Annotated in this window: 26 protein-coding genes and 2 pseudogenes; 4 read left to right on the top strand and 24 right to left on the bottom strand. The window is 32.7% G+C overall.

What is annotated here, in order from left to right:
* Positions 1-31 precede the first annotated feature (31 nt).
* The 18 genes and pseudogenes from HMPREF9225_RS10505 to HMPREF9225_RS05415 form a co-directional block, all read right to left on the bottom strand.
* Positions 32-118, bottom strand: a pseudogene (locus HMPREF9225_RS10505) (DNA-binding protein); the annotation flags it as partial.
* Between the two features lie 238 nt (positions 119-356).
* Positions 357-533, bottom strand: a pseudogene (locus HMPREF9225_RS10500) (nucleotidyl transferase AbiEii/AbiGii toxin family protein); the annotation flags it as partial.
* A gap of 136 nt (positions 534-669) precedes the next feature.
* Positions 670-1,257, bottom strand: a complete 588-nt coding sequence (locus HMPREF9225_RS05490; protein WP_008901962.1) for a type IV toxin-antitoxin system AbiEi family antitoxin domain-containing protein — start codon at positions 1,255-1,257, stop codon at positions 670-672.
* Between the two features lie 1,042 nt (positions 1,258-2,299).
* The gene (locus HMPREF9225_RS10410) at positions 2,300-2,959 is read right to left on the bottom strand and encodes a hypothetical protein (RefSeq protein ID WP_211203943.1); all 660 of its coding nucleotides are present in this window, start codon (positions 2,957-2,959) and stop codon (positions 2,300-2,302) included.
* 31 nt (positions 2,960-2,990) lie between these two features.
* On the bottom strand, positions 2,991-3,560 hold the full coding sequence (locus HMPREF9225_RS05480; RefSeq protein WP_040551331.1) for a DJ-1/PfpI family protein: 570 nt from the start codon (positions 3,558-3,560) through the stop codon (positions 2,991-2,993).
* A gap of 491 nt (positions 3,561-4,051) precedes the next feature.
* Positions 4,052-4,759 (bottom strand): hypothetical protein, encoded by a 708-nt coding sequence (locus tag HMPREF9225_RS05475; RefSeq protein WP_008901958.1) that lies wholly within the window; start codon positions 4,757-4,759, stop codon positions 4,052-4,054.
* Positions 4,760-4,920: 161 nt separating this feature from the next.
* Entirely contained in the window at positions 4,921-6,168 is a 1,248-nt protein-coding gene (rlmD, locus tag HMPREF9225_RS05470) for a 23S rRNA (uracil(1939)-C(5))-methyltransferase RlmD (RefSeq protein WP_008901957.1), read from the bottom strand.
* Positions 6,165-6,983, bottom strand: a complete 819-nt coding sequence (locus tag HMPREF9225_RS05465; protein WP_008901956.1) for a CvfB family protein — start codon at positions 6,981-6,983, stop codon at positions 6,165-6,167. The genes rlmD and HMPREF9225_RS05465 overlap by 4 nt, the downstream gene beginning before the upstream one ends.
* Positions 6,970-7,584 (bottom strand): hypothetical protein, encoded by a 615-nt coding sequence (locus HMPREF9225_RS05460; RefSeq protein WP_008901955.1) that lies wholly within the window; start codon positions 7,582-7,584, stop codon positions 6,970-6,972. The genes HMPREF9225_RS05465 and HMPREF9225_RS05460 overlap by 14 nt, the downstream gene beginning before the upstream one ends.
* Before the next feature lie 24 nt (positions 7,585-7,608).
* Complete coding sequence (locus HMPREF9225_RS05455) at positions 7,609-9,216, bottom strand: CTP synthase (protein WP_008901954.1); 1,608 nt, start codon at positions 9,214-9,216, stop codon at positions 7,609-7,611.
* Positions 9,217-9,339: 123 nt separating this feature from the next.
* Positions 9,340-10,341 (bottom strand): tRNA (adenosine(37)-N6)-threonylcarbamoyltransferase complex transferase subunit TsaD, encoded by a 1,002-nt coding sequence (gene tsaD / locus HMPREF9225_RS05450; protein WP_008901953.1) that lies wholly within the window; start codon positions 10,339-10,341, stop codon positions 9,340-9,342.
* Positions 10,322-10,768 (bottom strand): ribosomal protein S18-alanine N-acetyltransferase, encoded by a 447-nt coding sequence (gene rimI / locus HMPREF9225_RS05445; protein ID WP_008901952.1) that lies wholly within the window; start codon positions 10,766-10,768, stop codon positions 10,322-10,324. The genes tsaD and rimI overlap by 20 nt, the downstream gene beginning before the upstream one ends.
* Positions 10,753-11,415 carry a tRNA (adenosine(37)-N6)-threonylcarbamoyltransferase complex dimerization subunit type 1 TsaB gene (gene tsaB, locus HMPREF9225_RS05440; RefSeq protein WP_008901951.1) on the bottom strand — a complete coding sequence of 221 codons (663 nt, stop codon included), beginning with the start codon at positions 11,413-11,415 and terminating at the stop codon, positions 10,753-10,755. The genes rimI and tsaB overlap by 16 nt, the downstream gene beginning before the upstream one ends.
* Positions 11,409-11,861 (bottom strand): tRNA (adenosine(37)-N6)-threonylcarbamoyltransferase complex ATPase subunit type 1 TsaE, encoded by a 453-nt coding sequence (gene tsaE, locus HMPREF9225_RS05435; RefSeq protein WP_023060116.1) that lies wholly within the window; start codon positions 11,859-11,861, stop codon positions 11,409-11,411. The genes tsaB and tsaE overlap by 7 nt, the downstream gene beginning before the upstream one ends.
* 8 nt (positions 11,862-11,869) lie before the next feature.
* Complete coding sequence (locus HMPREF9225_RS05430) at positions 11,870-12,391, bottom strand: nitroreductase family protein (RefSeq protein WP_008901949.1); 522 nt, start codon at positions 12,389-12,391, stop codon at positions 11,870-11,872.
* 2 nt (positions 12,392-12,393) lie between these two features.
* The gene (locus HMPREF9225_RS05425) at positions 12,394-12,972 is read right to left on the bottom strand and encodes a xanthine phosphoribosyltransferase (protein ID WP_008901948.1); all 579 of its coding nucleotides are present in this window, start codon (positions 12,970-12,972) and stop codon (positions 12,394-12,396) included.
* Positions 12,973-12,987: 15 nt separating this feature from the next.
* On the bottom strand, positions 12,988-14,124 hold the full coding sequence (locus HMPREF9225_RS05420) for a toxic anion resistance protein (protein ID WP_008901947.1): 1,137 nt from the start codon (positions 14,122-14,124) through the stop codon (positions 12,988-12,990).
* A complete protein-coding gene (locus HMPREF9225_RS05415; protein ID WP_008901946.1) occupies positions 14,117-15,256 on the bottom strand; it encodes a 5-bromo-4-chloroindolyl phosphate hydrolysis family protein in 1,140 nt (379 codons plus the stop codon). Before HMPREF9225_RS05415 ends, HMPREF9225_RS05420 begins: the two co-directional genes overlap by 8 nt.
* Before the next feature lie 159 nt (positions 15,257-15,415).
* Between HMPREF9225_RS05415 and HMPREF9225_RS05410 the strand changes: the two genes are divergently transcribed.
* Together HMPREF9225_RS05410 and HMPREF9225_RS05405 are read left to right on the top strand one after the other, a co-directional pair.
* Positions 15,416-16,048 (top strand): IS1096 element passenger TnpR family protein, encoded by a 633-nt coding sequence (locus HMPREF9225_RS05410; RefSeq protein WP_008901945.1) that lies wholly within the window; start codon positions 15,416-15,418, stop codon positions 16,046-16,048.
* A 188-nt stretch (positions 16,049-16,236) separates the two neighbouring features.
* The gene (locus HMPREF9225_RS05405; RefSeq protein ID WP_040551330.1) at positions 16,237-17,358 is read left to right on the top strand and encodes a coiled-coil domain-containing protein; all 1,122 of its coding nucleotides are present in this window, start codon (positions 16,237-16,239) and stop codon (positions 17,356-17,358) included.
* Between the two features lie 87 nt (positions 17,359-17,445).
* On the opposite strand, the gene HMPREF9225_RS05400 is transcribed toward HMPREF9225_RS05405, so the two are convergent.
* The 5 genes from HMPREF9225_RS05400 to HMPREF9225_RS05380 all read right to left on the bottom strand — a co-directional run bounded on the left by HMPREF9225_RS05400 (position 17,446) and on the right by HMPREF9225_RS05380 (position 21,487).
* Positions 17,446-18,345, bottom strand: coding sequence for a dihydroorotate dehydrogenase (locus HMPREF9225_RS05400; protein ID WP_008901943.1), 900 nt, complete (start codon positions 18,343-18,345; stop codon positions 17,446-17,448).
* Positions 18,338-19,048: a dihydroorotate dehydrogenase electron transfer subunit gene (locus HMPREF9225_RS05395; RefSeq protein ID WP_008901942.1), complete on the bottom strand. Its 711-nt coding sequence runs from the start codon at positions 19,046-19,048 to the stop codon at positions 18,338-18,340. Before HMPREF9225_RS05395 ends, HMPREF9225_RS05400 begins: the two co-directional genes overlap by 8 nt.
* Positions 19,045-19,476, bottom strand: coding sequence for an aspartate carbamoyltransferase regulatory subunit (locus tag HMPREF9225_RS05390; RefSeq protein ID WP_008901941.1), 432 nt, complete (start codon positions 19,474-19,476; stop codon positions 19,045-19,047). The genes HMPREF9225_RS05395 and HMPREF9225_RS05390 overlap by 4 nt, the downstream gene beginning before the upstream one ends.
* A gap of 1 nt (position 19,477) precedes the next feature.
* Complete coding sequence (gene pyrB / locus HMPREF9225_RS05385) at positions 19,478-20,392, bottom strand: aspartate carbamoyltransferase (protein WP_008901940.1); 915 nt, start codon at positions 20,390-20,392, stop codon at positions 19,478-19,480.
* 99 nt (positions 20,393-20,491) lie between these two features.
* Complete coding sequence (locus HMPREF9225_RS05380; protein WP_008901939.1) at positions 20,492-21,487, bottom strand: LCP family protein; 996 nt, start codon at positions 21,485-21,487, stop codon at positions 20,492-20,494.
* Between the two features lie 228 nt (positions 21,488-21,715).
* On the opposite strand from HMPREF9225_RS05380, the gene HMPREF9225_RS05375 reads away from it, so the two are divergent.
* Together HMPREF9225_RS05375 and thiT are read left to right on the top strand one after the other, a co-directional pair.
* Entirely contained in the window at positions 21,716-21,958 is a 243-nt protein-coding gene (locus HMPREF9225_RS05375) for a glutaredoxin (protein ID WP_008901938.1), read from the top strand.
* A 109-nt stretch (positions 21,959-22,067) separates the two neighbouring features.
* Entirely contained in the window at positions 22,068-22,598 is a 531-nt protein-coding gene (gene thiT / locus HMPREF9225_RS05370; RefSeq protein WP_008901937.1) for an energy-coupled thiamine transporter ThiT, read from the top strand.
* A 105-nt stretch (positions 22,599-22,703) separates the two neighbouring features.
* Here the strand turns inward: thiT and HMPREF9225_RS05365 are convergent, their stop codons facing one another.
* A complete protein-coding gene (locus tag HMPREF9225_RS05365) occupies positions 22,704-23,330 on the bottom strand; it encodes a cytidylate kinase-like family protein (protein ID WP_008901936.1) in 627 nt (208 codons plus the stop codon).
* Positions 23,331-23,456 lie beyond the last annotated feature (126 nt).

Raw genomic sequence — 23,456 nt, 5'->3', positions numbered from 1 at the left:
GAGAGTTACTCCCACCCAACAGATATTATAGAGTCTTTATTTGCCCTAATATGTTTTTTTCATCCTTATCTTGACTCTTTACTTGTTCTTTTGCTTTTAAGAGTTTAGAAGACCAGATACTAATATTTTTGTCATTTTCTTAGCTATCAATATTTGTTTTTAATCGTCCAAATGTTTTAACAAAATCTCTCTGTTTTATTGCTATAAAGCTTTTGTCTTATGTACTAGGCTAAGCAATTTACATGCAATTTATTTAGTTTTAAATATTCTAAATGCAAGCAAAAAAAGAGTAGAATAATTCCACTTCTCTTTTACTTAATTTTTCTTGTCTACAATTTGCCAGACAGCGTCTGTTAAATTGTATCTCCTGTCGTCAGGTCAAGTTTCATAGGATTTTTGGTCATTCTAACATTTGCCATTAGTGAAATTCTAAAGTTCTTGTACTCGTCTTCTTCTCTTATGTAAGAGATGTCTTTTATTTCAAATACTATTCAATCGTAAACACTAATATTTATAATTTCTCCTACAATTTTTTATTATATTAGCCAATATCCCATCATTAATTTTCCGAAATCAAAAAAGCACCTATCATTTTTTAAAATAGGTGCCAAAATTTATTTTTCTTCTCTGCCAGACTTCTTATCTTGCCCTTTATACTCTCGATATTAATCACAATAATGCCTCCATATATTTTCTAATTTCATCTTCTATTTTAAATAGTCTACTGTATTTTATGAGTCGTCTTAGATTTTTATTTGGTGATTTAAAGTATCTTTTTATTGCTTCTGTGAAAATTTGCTTATCTATTTTTTCTCTGTCGATTATGGTATCGCAAATTGTTCGATCTATATCGTAAACTGGGATATGATTGCCTTGTGGTGATTTTATTTCTGTCTTTCCAAGTTCGTATAAATCTTTCTTTACATAGTGAACTTGTAGATCCTCGTATCTCTTTTTGATATGGCTTGCATTGTAGCCTTGGGGAACAGATATATGAAATACATTTGGAGTCCTATCGGATAGGTCGTGGAGGTAGAGGGCTGTTTGATGAGAAAATATAATTCGATTACTATTGGATGATATTAAAACAAAATCGTCTATTACTTTTCCTTTTAATTGATACAGTCCTGGTCTTAATCTTTCTAATTGTCCGATTTTTGTTAATTCGGATAAATTATGCCTACTGTATCCAAGTTCTTCTGCTTCTTTGTTTGTGAGTACTAAATTTTCTTGGATATATTCTTTAAGTGTATTCATAGTCCGCCTCCTCTCGTTTATGCTTTTGTTATATGTTATAAAAGCGAATATGTAAAGTTGCTTATGAGTTTTCCATTTTTTGAAAAAGGATGTAACGAAACCTTACACCCTTTAATAAAAAAAGAGCAGCCTTTTAAGCTACTCTTGTAGAAAGTACAAAACGAGTTAATTATATTTTTGTGTTTCCTCATACCAGTTGCAGAACTACTCTAACATCCATGTAATTTTTTGAGTCTTTTTTACATATCCTTCTTCATCTTTTTCAAATACAAAATGCTTATAAACTGCTTAAAATGCAGGATTTATAAATTTACATCTTTTGTATCAACGCTATAGTCTTAGTAGTCGATTTCTGCCAATCGAAGCTCCCTAATCGGTCGCTTCTCTTGGGAAATCTTTGCATGATCTAGACCTAACATGATGAGCGAAAGCGAATCAATGTAGGTCTGATGCAACCATTTGCCCAAATCTTTGATTTGGTGCAAATGTCTGCTGACCTGCCTCTACTTTTCAGCGTCGCTTCGCTCCTTGACAAGTAGGGCTAGGGCTTCAACATGACTTGAGTGGTCAGTATGGATAAGACTAACAAATTTTCAAAAGCCTCGTGTGTGGAAATATGACCACTAATTGATTGATTATAAACCACTCTTAATATCTTTATAGTTTCTATGCATACAAATTTTATTTCTACAAGTACTAGAATTAATAAAATTTCCTGTTACAATATAGATAAGGAACAAGCCCTTTCCATACGTGGGGGGCGTTTTTTTTATGAGGTATATATATGAGCAAACCATTTAAAACTTATGAGGAACAAATTGAAATACTCTCTTCCTGATCTACTGTATTCCTCTCTTAATTTCCAAATGCCTGAGTACGGCTGATCAACATAACTACTATTTTTATATTTTTAAATTTTTTCTATATTTGCTTTCATCTTTTGATTCATATTACCACCGACTACTCTTTATTATAAAGATTTTTAATTTTTTAACTTATAATCCTTTTAAATTCTCAGTCATTTAAACTATCATCATCAAGTCTATAACCATGCTGCAACTTCCTTGTGATATAAAACGAAATAAAAAATTATTGTGCTAACTATTATTGATATAAAATATAGAGCTTTGTTTTTTGCTTTTTTAAAAAATAATACTGCAAATACACTCCCTCCAATTAAGTCCATCAAAAATTGAAATAAAAATGTATGATTTATTAGCAGGTTTACAAAAGTAGCTATGGTTTCTGATAATAAAGCCCCAACTGGTAAGGCATATAAAATAGAATTATAGACCTTATCCTCATTCCAATAATACAAAATATAGGCTGCAAGTGCACATGGAATAGATAGGATTGTAAACATTAAAAATAAGGAAAATCTAAATCCATCTGTAAACAAGGGAATAAAAATCCCAAGTATTGGTTGCAAGCCATAAAAACTTAGGGTCATTGCAAACATGTATATAAATGAACTAAGACCTGCAACTAAATTTGAGGAGCTAAATAATACGATTAAGGTATTTGTAATCATCCAAAAACCCAACAAGGTTTGGATAGATGAAAAACCCCACAGGGAATCCATTGAACAAAAGTCCAATAATCTTGTTAGACAGCCTATAAGTATCCCACTTGCGAAAACTTTTAAATATGACTGCTTGTTATTTTTGATAATTTTTATATTTTTATTTTTTATTGTCTTCATGGTTAATTCATTAATCTCTTCTATAATTACTTTAAATTCCAAAACTTTTTGGAGAAATTTCTATTCCTAACATTTTTGCAAACTGTAGTCCAAACTTTATAAAATTATAAGAAACTGAAGTGATAATTTTATCTTCTAAAATATATCCATCTTCTATAGAATTTTCTATGCATTCATTCCAGTCTTTCATCTTAACTAATTCAGCTTCTAAAAATCCTTCTTCTAGAAGATCTTCTTTATTTACTCCAGCCATAAAAGCTTTTCCATTTAGCATGCCAGCTTTAACTAACAAAATTGGAGCAATTGATATAGCGCCAATTATTTTTCCATTAAATTTTTTTATAAATTCTATTATTTCTTCATCTTCTACAGCAGCTTCTATATCTGCTGCACCTGGCAGTAATAAACTATCAAATTCACCAATATCTATGTCATAAATATCTTTATCAGGCAATATTTTTAGGCCTTCTTCACTTGTTACAACTTCGGTATCCTTTGCAAATACAACAATTTCTCTATTATTAAGCGCTAAAATTTCAAGTGCAACGCTTATTTCAAAGTTGCAAAAAGAATCATAAATTAGTACAGCAGTTTTACTCATTTTTCCTCCTATTATCTTATAAAGTTTTTTCAAGCATTATTAGTATTTTTAAATCATTTCGCAATGGGATTAAGTGGTCAGTATGGATAAAACTTGGTATTTTTCAAAAGCCTCCTCGTATGTGGGAATATATTTATTATCAACTATTTGTAAATTCTTCTAACATTTTATTGAGAACTAATGCATTTTCATATTCTTAAATAAATGCCCCCTCTTTGTACTGAGGAAAATTCGGAATACTTGGCACGTGTGCATTTTTTAAATATTCTTTTCTTATACCAATTATTCATAAAATTTCTTTAAATTCCATACGCTCTTCTTCCGATTCAAATAATAATACTACTTCAAAAAATTCCTGTCCAGAGAATTTATTACTGTGGGATTCTTGAAAAATGAAAAACTGATTTAATTTATAAAAAATTCCTTTCGTAAAACATATATTCAAAAAAATCCAAACTAAAGCTTTAAATTTTTAAAACCAATATATCTTTTTAGTCTTCTTCAAAGTCAATTATAAATTCAGATATCAATGGTTGTATTTTATATAATGAACTTATTGCGTATGACATTTTATTATATAAGACCTCATAAATATTTTTATCCGAGAAAATTTTATTTTTTAATTCACTTTCAATTTTTTTATTCATATAATTTATTCTGTCATCATCAGTGGTTGATAAATTTTCCTCTAACTTATTTGTTTCTAAAATTATATTTTGGCAAATTTTAGTATCTCGTATTATATCATCCATTATTTCTTCAAAATCTGGAAGTTCAATTGATATCCTTACTTTGTTGAACTCAATAGTATTTTCTAATAATTTAAACCTATGTTTATTTTTATTTATTTTTTTAATAAGATAATTGTATTTATTGATAGTATTTAATCTATAATCCGCGGCAAATTCCCGAAACAAATCGTACCTCTTAATCATAGTTGGAATTTTTGAAATGTCTTCTAGTAAATAAAAGAGTTTATTTGACAACTTTAGACTTTCAATTTCATTCAAATAATCAATTATTTCAAAAGATATTTCTATCAAGTTGTCTATTTGTCTTATTACTAATGTATTGTTATAATTTCTCACTTGCTGTAAAATTTCAGCATTTTTTAATTCAAGTTCTAATTTTCTATTTTCTTGCAATTCTTTTTTTAGTATATTTTTAGCAACAACTGCTGAAACAATTATAGCCAGCACTGATATACACGTAGAAATTATAAATTCAATATTATTGACTATATATTTAATAGAAATCACCTCAATAAAATTATATTCACTAACTACCTATGGACTTATTCCTTAATATTATATTTTTAATCTCTCCTAATTTTTATCGCACTTTTTCAACTATTACCCTTTTAGTCCCTTGTAAGCAACGCCACACACTCACAATGACTTGAGTGGCTGAACATATCAACTGGTATTATTTTTTCGATTTTATATTTTTCGCTAAGGATTTGTAAGTCCCTTGCCAAGGTGGATGGATTACAGGAGACGTAGGTGATTCGTTCTGGGTTTAGTTTTATTATTGTTCGCAGTGCTTCTTCTTTTGCTCCTGCTCTTGGAGGATCTAGTAGTACTTTATTCACCGTATATTTTTCTAGTTTTTCTGTTAGATCTTCCACTTTTCCACGGGCGAATTCTACGTTTTCTATTCCATTTAGTTCTGCATTTTTCCTTGCGATTTCTACTGACCCTTCAAAGGATTCTACTGCTATTACGCTTTCGACTTGTTCTGCCATTTTTAGTGATATAGTTCCTATGCCTGAGTAGAGATCCATGACTTTATCTTCTTTTTTTAGTTCTAGTCCTTCTACCGCTAAATTATATAAATTTTCTACTTGGTATGGGTTTACTTGTAGAAATGTACCTGGCTCCACGATGAATTTGTGATCTCCGATTTTTTCGTACATCTGTTTTGATTTATATATTTCTCGAAGTTCATATCCGTAGTGATTTCTGGTTTTATTTATGTCTTCGTACACTGATATTACTTTTAAGTCTAGAAGTTTTTCTAGTAGGTTGTTTTCTTTTTTTAATCCTGTTCTTGTGCCAAGGATTACCATCATTTCGCCTTGGTAGTTTATTCTTATTATTACTTGTTCTATGGAGGAGAGTCCATTCCAATTTTTAAGTATTTTTACTACGTTTTTTATTTCTTCTGGTGCGATTTTGCAGTCGTCTATGTCTAGTACTTCGTGGGTTCCTTTTTTAAAGTAGCCGATTTTTTTGTCCTGTACTTTTAGCTGTACTATGTTTCTATATCTAAATGGCTTTTTATTTTCTACTGTCGGTTCTACTTCTCTATTGATCTTACCTATTCTTCTTATTGCGTTTTCTACTTTAGATCTCTTCCACTCTAGTTCTCTTTTGTAATCCATTTCAATCAATGGACATCCGCCACATTCTTTGCTATATGGACATGGACTTTCTATTCTATATTTTGATTTTTCTATAATTTTTAAAATTTTGCCCTGTTTTTTCTTTTCGTTTGTGACTACATATTCGACTTTGTCGCCGATTAGTCCTCCGTCTAGAAAATAGATTCCGTTTTCTTTTACGATGCCCATTCCATCATGGGAAAGGTCAACTATTTCTGCTATCATTCTTTAAGCTCCAGGCTGTGATCTGTTATTTCTATCATTTCCATTTTATATAGTGTGCCTGCTGCTCTTTTGAATGCTTTTTTAGATAGTCCTGTTACTTTTTTTATTTCTTCTGGGTCTGATTTATCTCCCAGGTTTAGTTTGCCTTGGTTTTCTTTTATTAGTTCTAGGATTTCTTCTGCATCATCTTTTCTTTGTTTGTATGCGTAATCTCTAAATGTTAGGGTAATTTTGTTGTCTTTTAATATTCTAAGTATTCTAGCTTCGATGCGCTCTCCTACTGTGTGAGCTCCCTTTAATTCTTCTTTCGGGATGTATCCGTCATACTCGTCATAGATTGCTACGAATGCTCCGTAATTTCTATCTATTGCGTAGATGGTTCCTTCTACTCTGTCGTTTACTCTGAATTTATCATTTCTCTTTAGATGATCTCTTAGATTCATAGTTACGCAAAGTCTTCCCCTGTCATCATACATGTAGAATAGATATTTTCCTTCTACAAATATTCTTCCGTTTACTTCTTTAAATGGTAGGAATATATCTTTGTCGAGTCCTATGTTTACAAAGTATCCTACCCTTGATTTTGCTACTACTTCTAACATGCCAATCTTACCTACTGTTAGGTATGGCGTTTTAAGTGTTGCTATTAATCTATCTTTTGAGTCTTTATATAGGAATGCTTCTACTTCTCCATCTATTTTTAAATCTTTACTTTCGTTGTTTGGTAGTAGCACCTTTTCATTTCCATCTGTCAAGATTGCTCCGTGGGGCGACATTTCTTTTACTTTTAGTTTCTGTATCTTACCTAGTTCCATCTTTTCCCTCCATCTCTCTAACTATAAGCTCTCCATAGTCAAAGGTAGTTTTCAAATAATCTTCCAATGCACCATAGTACATATTTGTCGGTTTTAATGCCAACAAACTGTAGTATGTAAAGTCTGGATACTCGCCTAGATGAAAGACTACTTTTTTTGCTTCGCTTTTGGATTCTAAGTCGAAGTACTGAGTCAGTAGTATTCCAAGCTTCACTGTCTCTACATTGGTTCCAAGCTTCATAAGTTTGGTTGCGACTCCTATTAATGCATCTTCTTCGTATGTGTTAAATCTAAAATATAGATATTCAAATGAATTTATAAGCTCCAATGCTCTCTTATCTTTTAAATATTTATCTATATTTTCTATTTCTTTTTCATCACTTTTAAATTTTGTAATTAAATTTAAAAGTTCGTCTGCTTCTCTTAATATTTTATCTTCTTTTCCTGTTAAAATATTGTATTCATATTCTCCGAATCCAGGTAGGCTGTAATGTTCTATAAACTCTAGTCTGTACTCTGGATCTTTCGATGAGTTTAAGATTTCTTCATATATTGGCTTGTTGTCAATATTTTCTGCTTTCTTATAAAAAAATTTAAACATATTCTCCTCAAAAAAAGGCAAACCTTAGTTTGCCTTAGATTTTTCAAATGCTGCTTTTACAAATCCAACAAATAGTGGGTGTGGTCTATTTGGTCTTGATTTAAATTCTGGGTGGAACTGGCATGCTACATAGTATGGATGATCTTTTAACTCAATTATTTCTACTAAGTCTAGATCTTCATTTATTCCTACAAATTGAACTCCAGCTCTTCTTAAATCTGATCTGAATTTATTGTTGAATTCGTATCTGTGTCTGTGTCTTTCTACTATCTTATCTTCTCCGTAAAGTTTGTGAACTTTTGAATCCGGTTCTAATAGACAGTCATAGTTTCCGAGTCTAAGGGTTCCGCCTAGGTTTTCAATTCCCTTTTGTGAATCCATAAGGTCGATTATTGGATAGGTTGTTTTCGCTTCTACTTCTGTGGTGTGGGCATCTCTAAATCCTAGAGCATTTCTAGCGATTTCTATAAGTCCTATTTGCATTCCGAGACAGATTCCAAAGTATGGGATATTGTGTTCCCTTGAATATCTGCTGGCTTCTATCATTCCTTCTAAACCCCTTGAACCAAATCCTCCTGGTACGATGATTCCATCTACATCTGATAGATATTCATCTGAGTTTTCTTCTGTTAATTCTTCTGAGTTTATCCATTTTATTTCTACCATCAATCCGTTGTCCCAACCTGCATCTAGTAATGCTTGTTGAACTGATAGGTATGCGTCGTGAAGTTCTACATATTTACCAACTAGAGCAATCTTAACAGGTTTGTCGGCAGTTTTAAATCTTTCCACCATCTTTGACCATTCGCCTTTTGATTCTGGTTGATTTCCTAGATCTAATTTTCTAAGGATATAGTTATCTAGTCCGTTTTTGTGAAATACTAGTGGCACTTCATAGATAAATTCTACATTTTCTGATTGAACGATGGCATCCACTGGCACGTCACAGAATAGAGAAATTTTATTTTTAATTGATTCTGTGATTTTTCCATCGGATCTTACGATTATTACATTGGTCTTGATTCCATTGCTCATAAGTTCCTTAAATGAGTGTTGGGTCGGTTTAGTCTTTAGTTCATCTGACCCTGGTATTTGAGGTACCAATACAGTGTGCACAAATAATACATCTTCTTTTTTATTTTCTGCGTGAATTTGTCTTATTGCTTCTAAGAATGGAAGGGATTCTATATCTCCAACTGTTCCACCTATTTCTGTTATAACTACATCCGCTTTAGATTCTTCTGCTGCTTTATATACCGCATTTTTTATTTCGTCTGTTATGTGTGGAATTACTTGTACAGTTGCTCCATTGAAGTCTCCACGTCTTTCCTTTTCGATTATTTTTGCGTAGACTTTGCCTGTAGTTATAGATGCTCTCTTGGTTAGTTCTTCATCTATAAATCTTTCGTAGTGGCCAAGGTCTAAATCTGTTTCCGCTCCATCTCTAGTTACGAAAACTTCGCCATGTTGGTATGGACTCATGGTGCCCGGGTCAATGTTTAAATATGGGTCGAACTTTTGCATAAATACTGATAGACCTCTGTCCTTTAGAAGTCTTCCTATGCTTGCTGCGGATATTCCTTTTCCTATTCCTGATACTACTCCGCCTGTTACAAATATAAACTTACTCATTTGAACTCCTTATTAATATATCAATTTTTATCTGTACAAAAAGAAAAAATTGGCAATGTGAATTGCCAATATGAAAAAAACTTTATGTGTTTTCTTTTATTCTATTTAAAAATTCTTATTTTGTCAAGAATTTTCTAGACCTAAATTAGGCTTGGCAGTTACATTATTTTCATAATTTCCAGTTTTATAATCATAGTATCCAGCGGATGCAATCATGGCTGCGTTGTCTGTACAAAGTATCTTTTCTGGATAATAAACTTTATATCCATGTTCCTTTGCCGCCTCTTCCATTCTGCGTCTTAGTTCTCCGTTTGCAGATACTCCTCCTGATAAGACTATCTTGTCAAGATTTCTCTCTACTGTTAGTCTTATAGTTTTCTCTACAAGCACATCTATTACCGCATCTTGGAATGATCTCGCCACATCTTCAATCCTGTAAGTTTCATTTTTCTGTTCTAGGTTGTGAAGATGATTTATAACAGCAGTCTTAAGTCCGCTAAATGAAAAATCATATCCGTCGTTAATCATGACCCTTGGATAATCATAGATATCTTTTCCATTTCTTGCAGCTTTTTCTATTTCCGGGCCTCCCGGATAGCCAAGTCCAAGTACTCTACTTATCTTATCGTATGCTTCTCCCGCTGCATCATCCAATGTTCTGCCTATTAATTTAAATTCTGTATAGTCTTTTACATCTAAGAGATAGGTGTGTCCACCACTTACCACCAAACATATAAATGGTGGTTCCAACTCTTTGTTTGAAATATAGTTGGCGCAGATATGTCCCATCATGTGATTTACTCCTACAAATGGTTTGTCAAGAGCATACGCCATGGTCCTTCCTGCACTCAGTCCAACAAGAAGAGCTCCTATGAGTCCAGGTCCTCTCGTAGCACAGATTATATCTATATCATCGTAGGAAATATTTGCTTCTGTAAATGCTTCATCTATAACTTGGGATATAGCTTCCACGTGTTTTCTAGATGCAATTTCAGGAACAACTCCGCCATATTTTTTATGAACATCTATCTGTGATGCAATTATATTGGATAACACTTCTCTCCCATCTTTTACAATGGCTACAGAAGTTTCATCGCAGGATGATTCAATTCCCAGTGTTAACATTTTTCCTCCACATAATTATGGCATCCTTGCCATGTTTATAGTAATTCTTTCTAATTCCAGATTTTTCAAATCCAAGTTTTTCATATAGTTTTATCGCACTGTAGTTATCGTATCTAACTTCAAGTGTGGTGTCATATCCAAATGAATCCGTAATGTCGAAGAAAGATTTTAAAAGTTTTTCTCCGTATCCTAAGTTTCTATAATTTTCGTCGATACAGATTGAGCCTATATGAAATTCCTCGTACATCATTATAACGAGCATGTAACCGAAAACTTTTTGATTTTCTATGACCAATGTTATATTTGATCCCTTTGCCATTTCAAGTAGAATTGTCTCGTAGCTCCAAGGTTCATCGAAGTTTTCGTATTCCAAACTCATTATGGTAGGTATGTCTTTTGCTTCAGCACGCCTTACTCTTGCTTCCATTGTCTCTCCGCTTGGGAAACGTTCAAATAGTTTGGAATAAGTGTAAAATAGTTGTCGCTTCCTTCTTTTTTATATTTAAGCTCTCCGAGTTTTGCAAGATCCGTTGGAAGAATCTCTGTGGTAAATGCAAACTTCGCCCCAATATTTTCTTTTAGAGCTTCTGCACTTTCTCCCACCAAGATTGTGTCCTCATCTATAAATTTTCTAATCTCTTCAAAACTTGCTAGGCTGTCTTCTTTTATATTTTCTATCACTTCATCTCCAGAAGTTCTATACACTCCGAAGAATGCTCTCTCTCTTCTCGCATCAATTATTGGAATAATCTTGTCACTATTTTTAAATCCAAAGGCATATGCTTCTAATGAACTTACTCCAACTATTGGAATATTCAATGTTTGAGCAAATGTCTTGGCAACGGTTAGTGCAATTCTAAGTCCAGTGAAAGATCCTGGTCCAATTCCAACTACGATTAAATTCACATCTTTTATTTTTAAATCTTGATACTTAAGTGCATCATCCACCATGTCAATTAGAGATTCAGAGTGAAATTTAGTTCCTGTGAGAGTGATATTTGCTACATTTTCTCCATCTTTTATAAGTCCAACACAGGCTGTCTTGGAACTTGTATCCATTGCTAAGGTCAACATGACATGAGCACCTCCATTACTTCATTCGATTTTTTACCATTTGGTTTAAAATCAAATTCTCTTCCAGTTTCAGAAATTTTCTTAATATATATATAAAGTGTGTCTTCTGGCAAAAGTTCTTTTATTTTATCCGCCCACTCAATTATACAAACTCCATCGGAAAATAGATATTCATCAAATCCCATGTAGTCCGCATCGATTCCATCTAATCTATAAACATCAAAATGATAGACAGGAAGTCTTCCCATGTATTCATTGATCAAATTAAATGTTGGACTTGTCACCACATCATCCACTCCTAACCCAAGAGCTATGGATTTTGTAAATGTGGTCTTGCCTGCTCCGAGATCTCCTTCAAGGGCGATTACCTGTCCTGGGTTTAAAATTGAACCCAGTCTTCTACCAAGAGATTTTGTTTCTTCTAATGATTTCGTAGTAAACTTCATAGCCGCCACTATTTATCAAATCTGACAAAATCTTTTATTTCTCTATGGTTTCTAACTGCAGGTTCCTCTGCAGGATGACCTATTCCGATTACACATTGTATATCGAATTTTTCAGGAATATCGAATTCTTTTAAAAGATATTCATAGGTAGTGGTGTTATCGTCATACATTCCAGCAACTACATTTACCCAGCATGAACCTAGTCCTAGGTCGTGAACTTGAAGCTGCATAATTGTAGCAGCGATACATTCATCTTGAAAATATGTGGCTGATGCAAGTTCCTTATCTCCGAGAATCATTATTGCAACGTCACATTCCCTTAAGAAATCTGCTCCGACTTTCTTCATACGAGCGAGTTTTTCTAAAGAATTTTTATCTCTAAAAACATAGTAATGGACTGTATCTCTATTGCGAGCTGATGGCGCTGTAAGTGTAGAATTAAGTATAGTTTCTAAATCTTCTTGTGATACTTTTTCTCCTGTAAATTTTCTAATTGATCTTCTATTCTTTGCCAGTTCGTTAAATTTCATTTCTATCTCCTAAATTCTATTTTATTATCTTTAACTGAATCAATTATTGCCAGAGAAAGAAGGTCATATCCATCTTCTCTAAGGGCATCTCCTCCGCCTTGGAATCCCTTTTCAACCGCAACGGAAAGTCCGCATATATGAGCAGATGCTTTGTTTGAAATGTCAATTAGTCCTCTTAGGGCTTGACCTTCTGCTAGGAAGTCATCGATTATCAAAAGTCTATCGCCTTCATTTAAATATTCTTTTGAAACTGTAATTGTGTATTCTTTTCCTGTTGTGTAGGACTTAACTTCTGAGGTATATACATTACTTCCAATATTTTTCGTTCTTTGTTTCTTTGCAAAGACTACTGGAATTCCGTTAAAACTTTGAGATACAACAGTTGCCAGTGCAATTCCAGATGCTTCGATGGTCAAAATTTTATTTACCTTTTTACCAAGAAAATGGGCGTACATTTCGTCTCCCAATTTTTCCAAAAATGGTATATCAAGTTGATGGTTTAAAAATGAATCCACCTTTATAATCTTTCCATCATCGAGAATCTTTCCGTCTTTTTTTATTCTTTCTTCAAGTAATTTCATTTTCTTTTTCTTTCCTTATCTTTCTTTTGTAGCGATTTCAATTAGAGATTTCTTTAGATCGCTTTCTAATTTAACCATTTCTTGTTCCGCTTCTCGTCTCTTCGCTCTGCCTTCGATTTGAATATTTCTAACTTCGGATAGAGCTAAGATGAGTTGTTCGTTTGTGTGTTTTAATGTTTCTATGTCCACTACTGATCTTTCTGCTTCTCTTGCAGTTTCTACAGTAGCCATTTTTAAATTGTCTGCATTCTTCTTTAGAAGTTCATTGGTTAGATTGGTTACATCTTTTGTAGCCTTTGCAGCCTGTCCAGTGTGTGCTGCAGAAAGGGCAAGTACCATTTGTGATTTCCAAAGCGGAATTGTATTTACGATTGTAGATTGAATTTTCTCAACCATTACTGTGTTTGACGCTTGAATCATCCTGATTTGTGGAGCCATTTGAAGAGCCACAGTCCTAGTTAAATCTAGATCGTGAATTTTTTTGTCGAATCTATCTATGGATGATTGGAAGTCATTTAGTTCTTGGGCATCGGTTGGCAAGTTTGAAGTGCTTGCTTTTTCTATAAGTGCTGGTAATTCTTTTGTCCTAGCTTCTTCAAGTTTTTGTCTACCAGCCATTATATACATAGATATTTCTTTGTAGTAACTCTTGTTTAAATCATACATTTGGTCTAGGTTTGCAATGTCTTTTAAGAGTTGGACTTGATGATTTTCAAGGACTTTTGCAATAGTGTCCACATTGGTTTCTGCCTTTTCATATTTATTTTTAAGATTCATAATCTTGTTGGTATTTTTCTTAAAGAAGGCAGTGATTCCCTTTTCTTTTTCATCAATTTCAAAATTTTTAAGTTCAGATACCACATTTGAAAGAAGATCTCCCACTTCGCCCAAATCTTTAGTCCTTACGCTGTTTAAAGTCTTTTCAGAAAATCCTGCTATCTTGGATTGAGCTCCTGCTCCATATTGAAGAACTTGGTTGGAATTTTTTAAATCTATTTTTTTAGAAAATTCATCCACCATCTTTTGCTCTTCGTCAGTTAGTTTTACTTCAGGTTTTGCTTTTTCTATTTCATTTTCTATTTTTGTAATTTCTAGTACAGGTTCTTTTACTTCTTCGTTTTCATCTAAGGTTAATTTAATTTCGTTATCCATTTATTTCTCCTTTAAAATCATTATCTAAGAGACCTTCCTGTTTAAGCATGGTGGTTAAGACAGTTATGTCTGAATTTATATCCATTGCTACATTTCCGTATATTTCATTAAGTAACTTTAAGAATGCTTCGTCTATGGTTGAAATTGTCTTTTCTATTTCTGCCATCGAATTCTTTTGAGATTCTGTTACAACCTCCGATTCGCTAAATTCATTGTACCTCTTTAGAAGTGAAACCGTCGTCGGTAAGTAGTAGTCCATAAACTTGGAGAGTTCTTCTATTCTTTCTGGGTCTTTTTTAATTTGTTTAAATATTTCTCTTACTATAGATAGAAGTTTAGTCACATCGGTTTGAATATTTTCAGGAAGTCTAGGTAGGTAGGCAGCAATCTCTGTAATGTAGCTCTTGCCAATTTCTAATGCTGAATCAACCTTGCCTTCTTCTAAGTTTTCTTCATTTTTATTTCCGAGGTAGACGTCTTTGTAATTATTCTTATATACTTCGTATGTCTTCTTATCCAAAATAAATATGGAATTATTTTCTACAAGCCTTGCTTCTTTGAAATAATCCTTCTTTATAAAATATGTCAAATCCTTTATAACCGTTTCTGGCTCAACCGCTGCACAGGAACATAGGTCGTCGATGGTAACAACAGTATTATTTCCTAATTCGCGTAAATATTTTTTATATCTAAGTGCTCTATTCTTTGCAAGTTTACCCCATCTTTCAAGTACAAATCCAGCTGCAAATGAAGAGATCGCTCCGATTGCCAAAGTAGGTTCTTCAAAAAAACCAAACATCAAGGTTACTCCAGTGAACATACCTGCATAGCCAGTCCATTTTGCAAATCCTGCTGCAGTATTTATAGATGGATTTTGTACCGCATACTTTTCCCTTCTCGCTGGTGGTAAATCCTTTTTATTTTTATAAGAATTTAAAATATAACTTATGGAGCTTCTTACTCCTTCGATGGCAGAGTCCACAGATTTTTGCACGAGAGTTGAGATGTCTGAGTAGTCACCATCGTCTATTTTTTTATTTATTTCATTTATAAATTCTTTAGAATCTTTTAAATTTTTTTCTTCATCTATAGAATTTACGATATCTCGAATGGATACCCTGTATTTTTTCATTTTATCACCTAATTAAATTTTACCACAAAGTACTATTCATAACTAGATTTAACCATTCAATAAGCCCTATAAACTGTAAAAATTTAATATTTAGAGCTTCTTCTTAGATATTATATTAAAATTTTATATGTTATAATTATTTTAATTGAAGGAGGTACTATGAAAGTATTTAAATATAATTTGAAACTTAGATCTAATGATTTAAATATAGTAAGAGATTTCGTAGCTCGTGGTGATTTTAGCTTCCACAATCTATCTAAAATAATCATGACCTGTCTAAATTGGACCGGAGAAAAACAAATCACATACTTTATAGAATCATCAAAAATAGAAATTACAGATTCTAGAATCGAAATACCAAAGACCATGGGAATAAACTTTAAGTCCGATAGAGATTCCATCTGCGAAAATTACCTAGATAGAGGCAGCAAATTTGTAATGATCTACGGAGATGAAACTCCTTTTGTGTTCGATATACAAGTTGTAGATGTCATCTATGATTATGAAAAAGAGGCTGAGCTTTTAAATTCAATTGGCAAAGAACCGATCGAATCTTGTGAAGGCGAAAGAGAATATATGGAAATTGTAAATATTTTAAATAATCCAGATGATTCTAAGTACGATGAAACTATCGAATGGATCGGCAAAGATTATCTAAATAATATTTTGTCCATAGAAAGTATAAATGAAAATTTTGAAAATTTGGATCTTATTCTTGATGAAGAAAATGAAGTAGAAGATATGTCCGACGATTCCGAATATAGTTTCGATATTTTTAGCGACTTAATGTAAAAAAATATTTTTTAAAATTATTTGATATGGTATTGAATAATCGTATTAATATGTTAAAATATAACTATCTCATTCTTTTTTTTAAAAATATAAAGTGTGCAAGGGAAACCTTGCATATTTTTTTATTTAAATGACATTCATATACTAATGTGGTAGAATATAAATATATGGAAGAAAAGGGGGTAACTATGAACAACTTTTATGAAGATTTATTCAAAAAACAAAGTGAGATGTTAGAAAAAATGGGTCTCAGTTTCTTTACAAACGAAAACCAATTTCTAGATGGGAATTTTATGAAGTCTTATATGGAAAATACCAAGAAGTTCCAAGAAGATTTCGTAAACAAGTACTTTGACAAGGAAAAGGTAAAAGAAAACTTAAAGGCTATTAATCCAATGCTTGGTGACTACTACGACAGATATGTTGAAAACCTATTAAATATGAATGCATTTGATTTCAACGAATATCTAAAGAGTCCAGAAGAGTTTTCCAAAATGTATAGAGATAGTTTTGATTCCTATATGAGAGCTTATGATCTTTACAAAGATATCTACAAAGCTCCTGAACTTGCGAAAGAAAACTTCGAAAAGTCACTTGAAAAATACAAAGATCTTTCAATTTCATATTTAAAAGAAAATGTATTTAAACTTATGCCAGAAGCACTTAAGAAAGAATTTGAAAAATCTCTTGATGATGCTGATACTAAAGGTGCTGCTTTCAAAGAAATCCTAAACCCTTGGGAATTCTCAGGTGCAGATATGAAAGATTACTATCTTGAAGCTATGAAATCAAGACCTGCTTTAGTAGTTAAATTCCTAGAAGATATGGATAGTAGGATGAATCTTTCTCTTAATGCTGTTGAAAATTTAGATAGCTCTGAATCTACAAAAGAAATAGTTAAACTCCAAAGAAAATATCTCAAAGAATATGTAGATTATGCTAAAAAACTAGGCGACTACAATGACGCTATCTACAAAATTCTAAAGGAAGCAACTGAAAGCACTATTGAAGATATGAAGAAAGACTTCAATGAACTTAAAGAAAACAGATCATTTGAAGATTTCTATAAGTATCTAAGCAATATCTATAAGAAAAACATGGACAAGCTTAAAGATCAAGAACAAGTAAACAAACTTGTTGAAAAGACTCTTGAAGCTGTAAGCATTTTTAAAGAAGATGCTGAAAAGATGATGAAAGAGTATAGAGAACTTACAGAAGTTTCTCGTAAGAGCGAAGTAGATTCACTTAAAGCAGAAGTTCAAGCTCTTAAAGATAAGATTGCAGCTTTAGAAGCAAAACTAGACAAATAAAATTATAAGAGAGGTTATGCCTCTCTTTTTTGTTTAAATCTATGGAATATAAAAACACACTGAAAATCCAGTGTGTTTTTGTTTTTGTTAAATTATTTTGTATATATCTTTTATCGTGGTGTTATTTTTTTCTAGATATTTTTCTAAATCTTCTAGGATTTCTTTAACTCCATAAGGATTCATAAAATTATATGTGCCAACTTGCACAAGTTTTGCCCCAGCCATTATAAATTCTAGTACGTCCCTATATCCTGCTACTCCTCCAATTGCCATTACAGGTATATCAACTGCATGGGCAACTTGGTGCACCATTCTAAGGGCTATCGGTTTTATCGCCGGTCCTGAAAGTCCTGCATATACATTGTCAAAGACTGGTTTTCTTTTTTCTAAATCTATCGCCATGCCTAAGAATGTATTTACGAGGGAGATTCCATCTGCTCCACCCTCTTCAACTGCAAGTGCATTTTCCACTATATTTTCTGCGTTTGGAGAGAGTTTCACGACAATTTTATGTTTAGAAATTTCTTTTATCTTTCTAGTTATCATCTCTGATGATTCGCACTTGATTCCAAAAGCCATTCCTCCTTCTTTTACATTCGGGCAGGAAATGTTTAGCTCTATGAAATCAAATTCATAATCGTTTAATATCTCAGCTGATTTTAAATACTCATCCAAGGTATTTGAACCTAAGTTTACAAAGATTCTTGGACCTAGGTTTGTCATATCTTTTAATTCGTGTTTAACAAATTCATGAATACCAGGATTTTCAAGTCCAATACTATTTAGAAGTCCAGATGGTGTCTCTTGAAGTCTGATTCCACTATTGCCTGGCTTTGGATTGAAAGTGACTCCTTTTGATGAGATACCACCGATTAAATCTACTGGATAGTAATCCTTGTAATCTTCGCCATAACCGTACGTTCCGGAAGCACCTACTAGAGGATTTTTAAATTTTACTCCCAAAAATTCTGTTTCAAGTCTATTCATAAATATCACTTCCTAAGAATATTGGTCCTTCTTTGCAAGTTCTTTTGTTTCCGTTCTTTGTCTTGCAAGTACATCCAAGGCAGGCTCCCACTCCACATGCCATCTTCGTATCAAGGGATACATAGCAGGTAGAATTTTCTTTTAGAGAGAGCTTAGTTATATTTTCAAGCATAGCCTCTGGTCCGCAGGCGTAGATTAATTTTTCTTCTTTGAAGTCGATGATATCAGTTATAAATCCACCTCTTTTAACAAAGATTTCCACTCCCAATTTTTCTAAGTCGTAGAACATCTCGTCAAGTTTAGTAACTTCATCAAGTCCAAGGTAGAGTTTTACTTTTGCATCTCTATTTTTTTCTTTTATTTTCTTTGCAGTTAAATACATTGGAGCTGTTCCCACTCCTCCACCGACGAGTGCCACCTTGTCCACATCTATATCAAATGAATTTCCGTATGGTCCGTAAACTTTTATTAAGTCTCCTTCTTTTAAATTTCTTAGAAGGTTCGTTCCAACTCCTCTTTCTTCAACTAGAAACTCAAGTCCGTCTTCTGCATTGTAAATGGAAATTGGTCTGGATAATGTCGGATAATTTTCCCAGGATCTAAGCATGTAGAACTGTCCAGCTTTGGGTTCAACTTCAAAGTCTGTCTTTAAAAAAAAGTATCTGTCGTCAATATCTATATTTTTTAATACTTTGCAGATCATATTTCTTCAAATTGTGTTATAGAGTCACAATATTCGCATCTGTACTCTTTGGTTTCCCTGTCAACTAAGTAGAATTTGTGTTCTTCTACTTTTTGGTCGTTAGTAATACATCTAGGGTTCTTGCAATGGATTACTCCTTCTACCTCTTCTGGAAGTTCCATTCTAATCTTGTCTACCCTTGCTCCGTCTTCGATAATGTTTACAGTGGTGTGTGGTGCTATAAGTCCTAGTACTGTGAAGTCAAGTTTAAAATCTGTTTCTATCTTTATAAGATCTTTCTTTCCCATGGAAGTTGATCTTATTCCTTGCATAAGAACTACAGGGTCTTCAACTTCGTTTAGTTTAAGCGCGTTGAAAAGTTTGATTCCATCCCCTGCAACTATATGGTCTAGTACGATTCCTTTTTTAATCTTTGATACATTTATCATTTTATGCCTCCAATCCTAGAAGTGTCATTATAAGTGCCATTCTTACGTACATTCCGAATTTTGCTTGTTGGAAGTATACTGCTCTTTCATCATCATCTACATCGTATGAAATTTCATTTACCCTTGGTAGAGGATGCATAACGATCATATCCTTCTTAGCTAGGTCTAGTTTTTCTTTGTTAAGTATGAAGAAATCTTTTAATCTTACATATTCTTCTTCTGAAACAAATCTTTCCTTTTGAACTCTACTCATGTATAGGATGTCTAGGTCCTTTATGCTTCCTTCTAAGTCATCTGTTTCAGTATAAGAATTTTCTGGTAGTTCACTTTTAAAAATCTTAGGCATCTTTAATTCTTCTGGGCTTATGAATACAAATTTTACATTGTCATATCTGTTCATCGCCCTTACAAGTGAGTGGATGGTTCTACCGAATTTTAAGTCGCCGCAGAATCCTATCTTTAAGTTGTCAAATCTTCCTTTATAATGTCTTATAGTAAGTAAGTCTGTTAAAGTTTGAGTTGGATGGTTATGGGCTCCATCTCCAGCGTTTATAATTGGCATAGTTTTTAAGTACTTGGTAGCAAGTAGTGCTGCCCCGTCCTTAGGATGTCTCATCGCACAGATATCCGCGTAGTTTTCTACAGTTCTTAGAGTATCTACTAGTGATTCTCCCTTTGAAGTTGAAGAAACTTTTGCATCTGAGAAACCTACTACTCTACCACCGAGTCTATTCATTGCAGTTTCGAATGAAAGTCTGGTTCTAGTTGAAGGCTCAAAAAAAAGACTGGCTAAGACATATCCTTTACAAACATCCATGTACTTACGTGGGTTTGAAATAATGTCATCAGCCAGATCAAAAAGTCTACTTAACTCTTCAGTTGTGAAATCACGAGGTTCAATCAAATTCCTAACCATTATTATCCTCCTAAAATGTATCTTCTTTTTTGTTCTTAAGAAGTTTACATCATAGAGAAAGTAATGTCAAGGTAAATTTTAAAAATATTTATATTAAATTTAATTACCTACAGTTATGCTTTCCATTTCTTGTGTCCTATCAGGCATCACAAAATTAAATGGAAACTCGTGAAGTTTTTTAATTGCTTGGGTCTTGTATAGATCTATAACATCTACCTGAACACCGCTTTGAGTCTTCTTAACAAAGTCACCAGTTATTTTATCCATTCTAATATCGGGGCTATTTAATTTAAGTCCCCAGGTTGCAAGATATGCAATATCACCGTAACTTAAATCAGTTTCCACATTGTTAACAGCCATTTCCAAAAGTTTTGGAACTAATAGAATGGTGCTTGGAGATTTTAACTCCTTGAATATTTGCATAAGGAAACCTTGTTGAGCATCTATTCTTCCAAGGTCAGAATCCCTATAAGCCTTTCTTGCTCTTAAATAGGCAACAGTTTCTCTACCATTTAAGTGATTTGTACCTCTCTTTAAATCAATCTTAAGAGGCGGATAGATCCAGTTGTCTTCGTACTTGTAATCAGGTCTATTCCACTCGATATCCACTCCACCTAGTGCATCTACAAGTTGTTCGATGATATCATACTTAACTACCACATAGTGATCAATGTATGTATCAAGTAAATTTTCGATAGTATCTACAGCTAGAGGAACATCTCCAAGTACGTATGCATCATTTATTTTTCTCTCGCCATGACCTTTTATCTTGACCCATGAATCTCTAGGTATTGATAAAACTTGTACCTTATTTTCTATAGCGTCAATAGAGATAAGCATGATTGTATCAGATTGACCTCTCTCTTTTGACTCTGGATTTGCAAGAGTAGAAGTGCTCGTTGCACCAAGTAAGAGTATGTTTATCCTCTTTTTATTGTCGAAAATATTTTTTTGTTTTTCTTTTTCTTCCGTCTGCCTTTTAAGTTTATCCACGCCTATCTTGGCAATTCCTGGCTTAGTTGCATATAAAAATATTAGTAATCCTGACAATGACAGCACTACTAAAACAAAGAAAACTTTTATAAGTTTCTTCATCAGTCACCTCTTTATAATTAGTTTCACATCTGTGAATATTTTTCAAATTATCTATGTAATTATTACCTAAGTCTTTATTTTAACACATGAGCTGCTATTTTTCAAAATTTATAAGATTATAAATGAAACCCCTCTACTGTACATAAATAATTTTTAGTGTTATTATAGAAATTAGTGAAATAAATTTAATATTTTTTATCACTTACAAAATATAGAGGAGAAAGTAAAATGAAGACACTTTTTATCTCAAGCCTTTGCCCTCATTGCCCACCTGCAGTTGAGTACGCAAAGAAACTAAATGAAGAAGTTAGAATTGTAGATATTACAAGCTCTATGAAAAATTTAAAAGAATTTTTAAAATATAGAGATTCTGATCCATATTTCGATGAGATCAAAAAAAATAATAAAATTGGAATACCTACTTTTATGGATGGAGATGGAGAACATTTCTATTCCATAAGTGAGTATTAAATATATTTTAAGGGGAGCCATCGCTGAGAGGGATTTAATTCCGACCCTAGAGCTGATCCGGGTAATGCCGGCGTAGCGAACAGGTCCCCTCTTAATAAGAGGAGGAAAAATGAAAAGATCAAATTTATTAAGAATCGTTGAAGGTGGAATCTTCATCGCACTAAGTATCGTTCTAGATTATATTAAAATCTGGAGGATGCCACAAGGCGGTTCAGTTACCGCACTTGCAATGTTACCGCTTATTCTCTATTCACAAAAATGGGGATTTAAGAACGGACTTCTAGCAAGTACAACTTTTGGAGTTCTAAAATTCTTACTAAGTGGAGGATTTTCTCTACATCCACTATCTATAATCTTTGATTACTTAGTTGGATTTGGAGTTTTAGGATTCGCAGGTGCTATAAGAGGAGATAGAGTAAAAGCCACAATGGGTGCTGCTCTTGCAATTTTCTTAAGATTTATTTCTGTATTTATCTCAGGAGCGTTCGTTTGGTATATCTACGCACCAGAAGGAATGAATCCATACTATTATTCATTCATCTACAACGTAACCTACATGGGTCCAGAACTAGTGCTTACATGTGCAGTACTAGCAATCATCTACCCAAAATTTGAAAAATTTTTAAAAGCTAAAAATTAAATTTTTAATTATAATTTAATATTTTTTAAAGTTTTAAAACAAGAAAATCCCCTTATTATTTTAAGGGGATTTTTTATTTATTCAGAAATTATATTTCTAATCTATTTAATAATTATTTTTTAGACTTATGATTATGTTTACTATTTCATCCACAGAAAACTTAGAGGTGTTGATTGTGAAGTCATATTCTGATGCTTGTCCAAAGTTGCCCTTTGTAAATCTTTCGTAGTGATTAATACGCCTCATATCCATCTTCTTTATCTTACTAGTGGCCCTTTCTTCATCATAGCTCATCTGATCCATAATATTTTTTACTCTATCCTCAAAGTCTGCCGCTATAAATATATTAAGTGGTTTGTAATCTCTAAGTACATATCCTGCGCACTTGCCTAGGATAATAGCATTTCTGCTCTTTGCAATATCTCTTATGGTTTTAGCCTCTGCCAAAAATCTTGCGTCAGAGATCATCATATCTTCTTCTGAATAGGAATCATTCTCCCTATATAGATCATAGACAGTTCCTTTTAAAAATGAATCATCCTTGGACACAGAACTTAAATCTACCTGAGTTTCCAAAGTCTTAAGCTCAATTATATTTTCATCAAAATATTCTGCTTCAAGTCTAGTTGCAAGCTTCTGGGCAATTAAATCGCCCTTGGATCCGTATTGTCTATCTATGGTTATAAGTGTATTTGATTTTTTATTTGATAAATTAAAAATTTTTTTAAACATAATCTTCTCCTATAAGTATGGTACTACTTTAGCATAAATATATGAAAATAAAGTTAATAATATTAGAATAATTATTCAAACTCAATAATTTTTTAGATTTCTTCTAAAGATTGTTTAAATATTTTT

The sequence above is a fragment of the Peptoniphilus duerdenii ATCC BAA-1640 genome, assembly GCF_000146345.1.
Lineage (GTDB): Bacteria > Bacillota > Clostridia > Tissierellales > Peptoniphilaceae > Peptoniphilus_B > Peptoniphilus_B duerdenii.
The sequence above is the reverse complement of the archived record's forward strand: the minus strand, read 5'-3'. Positions and strand labels throughout refer to the sequence as shown.

Coding starts and splice junctions, on each gene's coding strand:
- HMPREF9225_RS05390 (WP_008901941.1), bottom strand. CDS start 19,476: ATGATAAATGTATCAAAGATTAAAAAAGGAATCGTACTAGACCATATA.
- HMPREF9225_RS05380 (WP_008901939.1), bottom strand. CDS start 21,487: ATGAAGAAACTTATAAAAGTTTTCTTTGTTTTAGTAGTGCTGTCATTG.
- tsaD (WP_008901953.1), bottom strand. CDS start 10,341: ATGTTAACACTGGGAATTGAATCATCCTGCGATGAAACTTCTGTAGCC.
- HMPREF9225_RS05400 (WP_008901943.1), bottom strand. CDS start 18,345: ATGAATAGACTTGAAACAGAATTTTTGGGAGTAAAATTTAAAAATCCT.
- tsaE (WP_023060116.1), bottom strand. CDS start 11,861: ATGAAGTTTACTACGAAATCATTAGAAGAAACAAAATCTCTTGGTAGA.
- rlmD (WP_008901957.1), bottom strand. CDS start 6,168: ATGATAGCAGAAATAGTTGACCTTTCCCATGATGGAATGGGCATCGTA.
- thiT (WP_008901937.1), top strand. CDS start 22,068: ATGAAAAGATCAAATTTATTAAGAATCGTTGAAGGTGGAATCTTCATC.
- HMPREF9225_RS05395 (WP_008901942.1), bottom strand. CDS start 19,048: ATGATCTGCAAAGTATTAAAAAATATAGATATTGACGACAGATACTTT.
- HMPREF9225_RS05490 (WP_008901962.1), bottom strand. CDS start 1,257: ATGAATACACTTAAAGAATATATCCAAGAAAATTTAGTACTCACAAAC.
- HMPREF9225_RS05455 (WP_008901954.1), bottom strand. CDS start 9,216: ATGAGTAAGTTTATATTTGTAACAGGCGGAGTAGTATCAGGAATAGGA.
- HMPREF9225_RS05365 (WP_008901936.1), bottom strand. CDS start 23,330: ATGTTTAAAAAAATTTTTAATTTATCAAATAAAAAATCAAATACACTT.
- HMPREF9225_RS10410 (WP_211203943.1), bottom strand. CDS start 2,959: ATGAAGACAATAAAAAATAAAAATATAAAAATTATCAAAAATAACAAG.
- HMPREF9225_RS05480 (WP_040551331.1), bottom strand. CDS start 3,560: ATGAGTAAAACTGCTGTACTAATTTATGATTCTTTTTGCAACTTTGAA.
- HMPREF9225_RS05420 (WP_008901947.1), bottom strand. CDS start 14,124: ATGGATAACGAAATTAAATTAACCTTAGATGAAAACGAAGAAGTAAAA.
- rimI (WP_008901952.1), bottom strand. CDS start 10,768: ATGGAAGCAAGAGTAAGGCGTGCTGAAGCAAAAGACATACCTACCATA.
- HMPREF9225_RS05375 (WP_008901938.1), top strand. CDS start 21,716: ATGAAGACACTTTTTATCTCAAGCCTTTGCCCTCATTGCCCACCTGCA.
- HMPREF9225_RS05415 (WP_008901946.1), bottom strand. CDS start 15,256: ATGAAAAAATACAGGGTATCCATTCGAGATATCGTAAATTCTATAGAT.
- pyrB (WP_008901940.1), bottom strand. CDS start 20,392: ATGGTTAGGAATTTGATTGAACCTCGTGATTTCACAACTGAAGAGTTA.
- HMPREF9225_RS05425 (WP_008901948.1), bottom strand. CDS start 12,972: ATGAAATTACTTGAAGAAAGAATAAAAAAAGACGGAAAGATTCTCGAT.
- HMPREF9225_RS05410 (WP_008901945.1), top strand. CDS start 15,416: ATGAAAGTATTTAAATATAATTTGAAACTTAGATCTAATGATTTAAAT.
- tsaB (WP_008901951.1), bottom strand. CDS start 11,415: ATGTTGACCTTAGCAATGGATACAAGTTCCAAGACAGCCTGTGTTGGA.
- HMPREF9225_RS05430 (WP_008901949.1), bottom strand. CDS start 12,391: ATGAAATTTAACGAACTGGCAAAGAATAGAAGATCAATTAGAAAATTT.
- HMPREF9225_RS05405 (WP_040551330.1), top strand. CDS start 16,237: ATGAACAACTTTTATGAAGATTTATTCAAAAAACAAAGTGAGATGTTA.
- HMPREF9225_RS05465 (WP_008901956.1), bottom strand. CDS start 6,983: ATGGAACTAGGTAAGATACAGAAACTAAAAGTAAAAGAAATGTCGCCC.
- HMPREF9225_RS05460 (WP_008901955.1), bottom strand. CDS start 7,584: ATGTTTAAATTTTTTTATAAGAAAGCAGAAAATATTGACAACAAGCCA.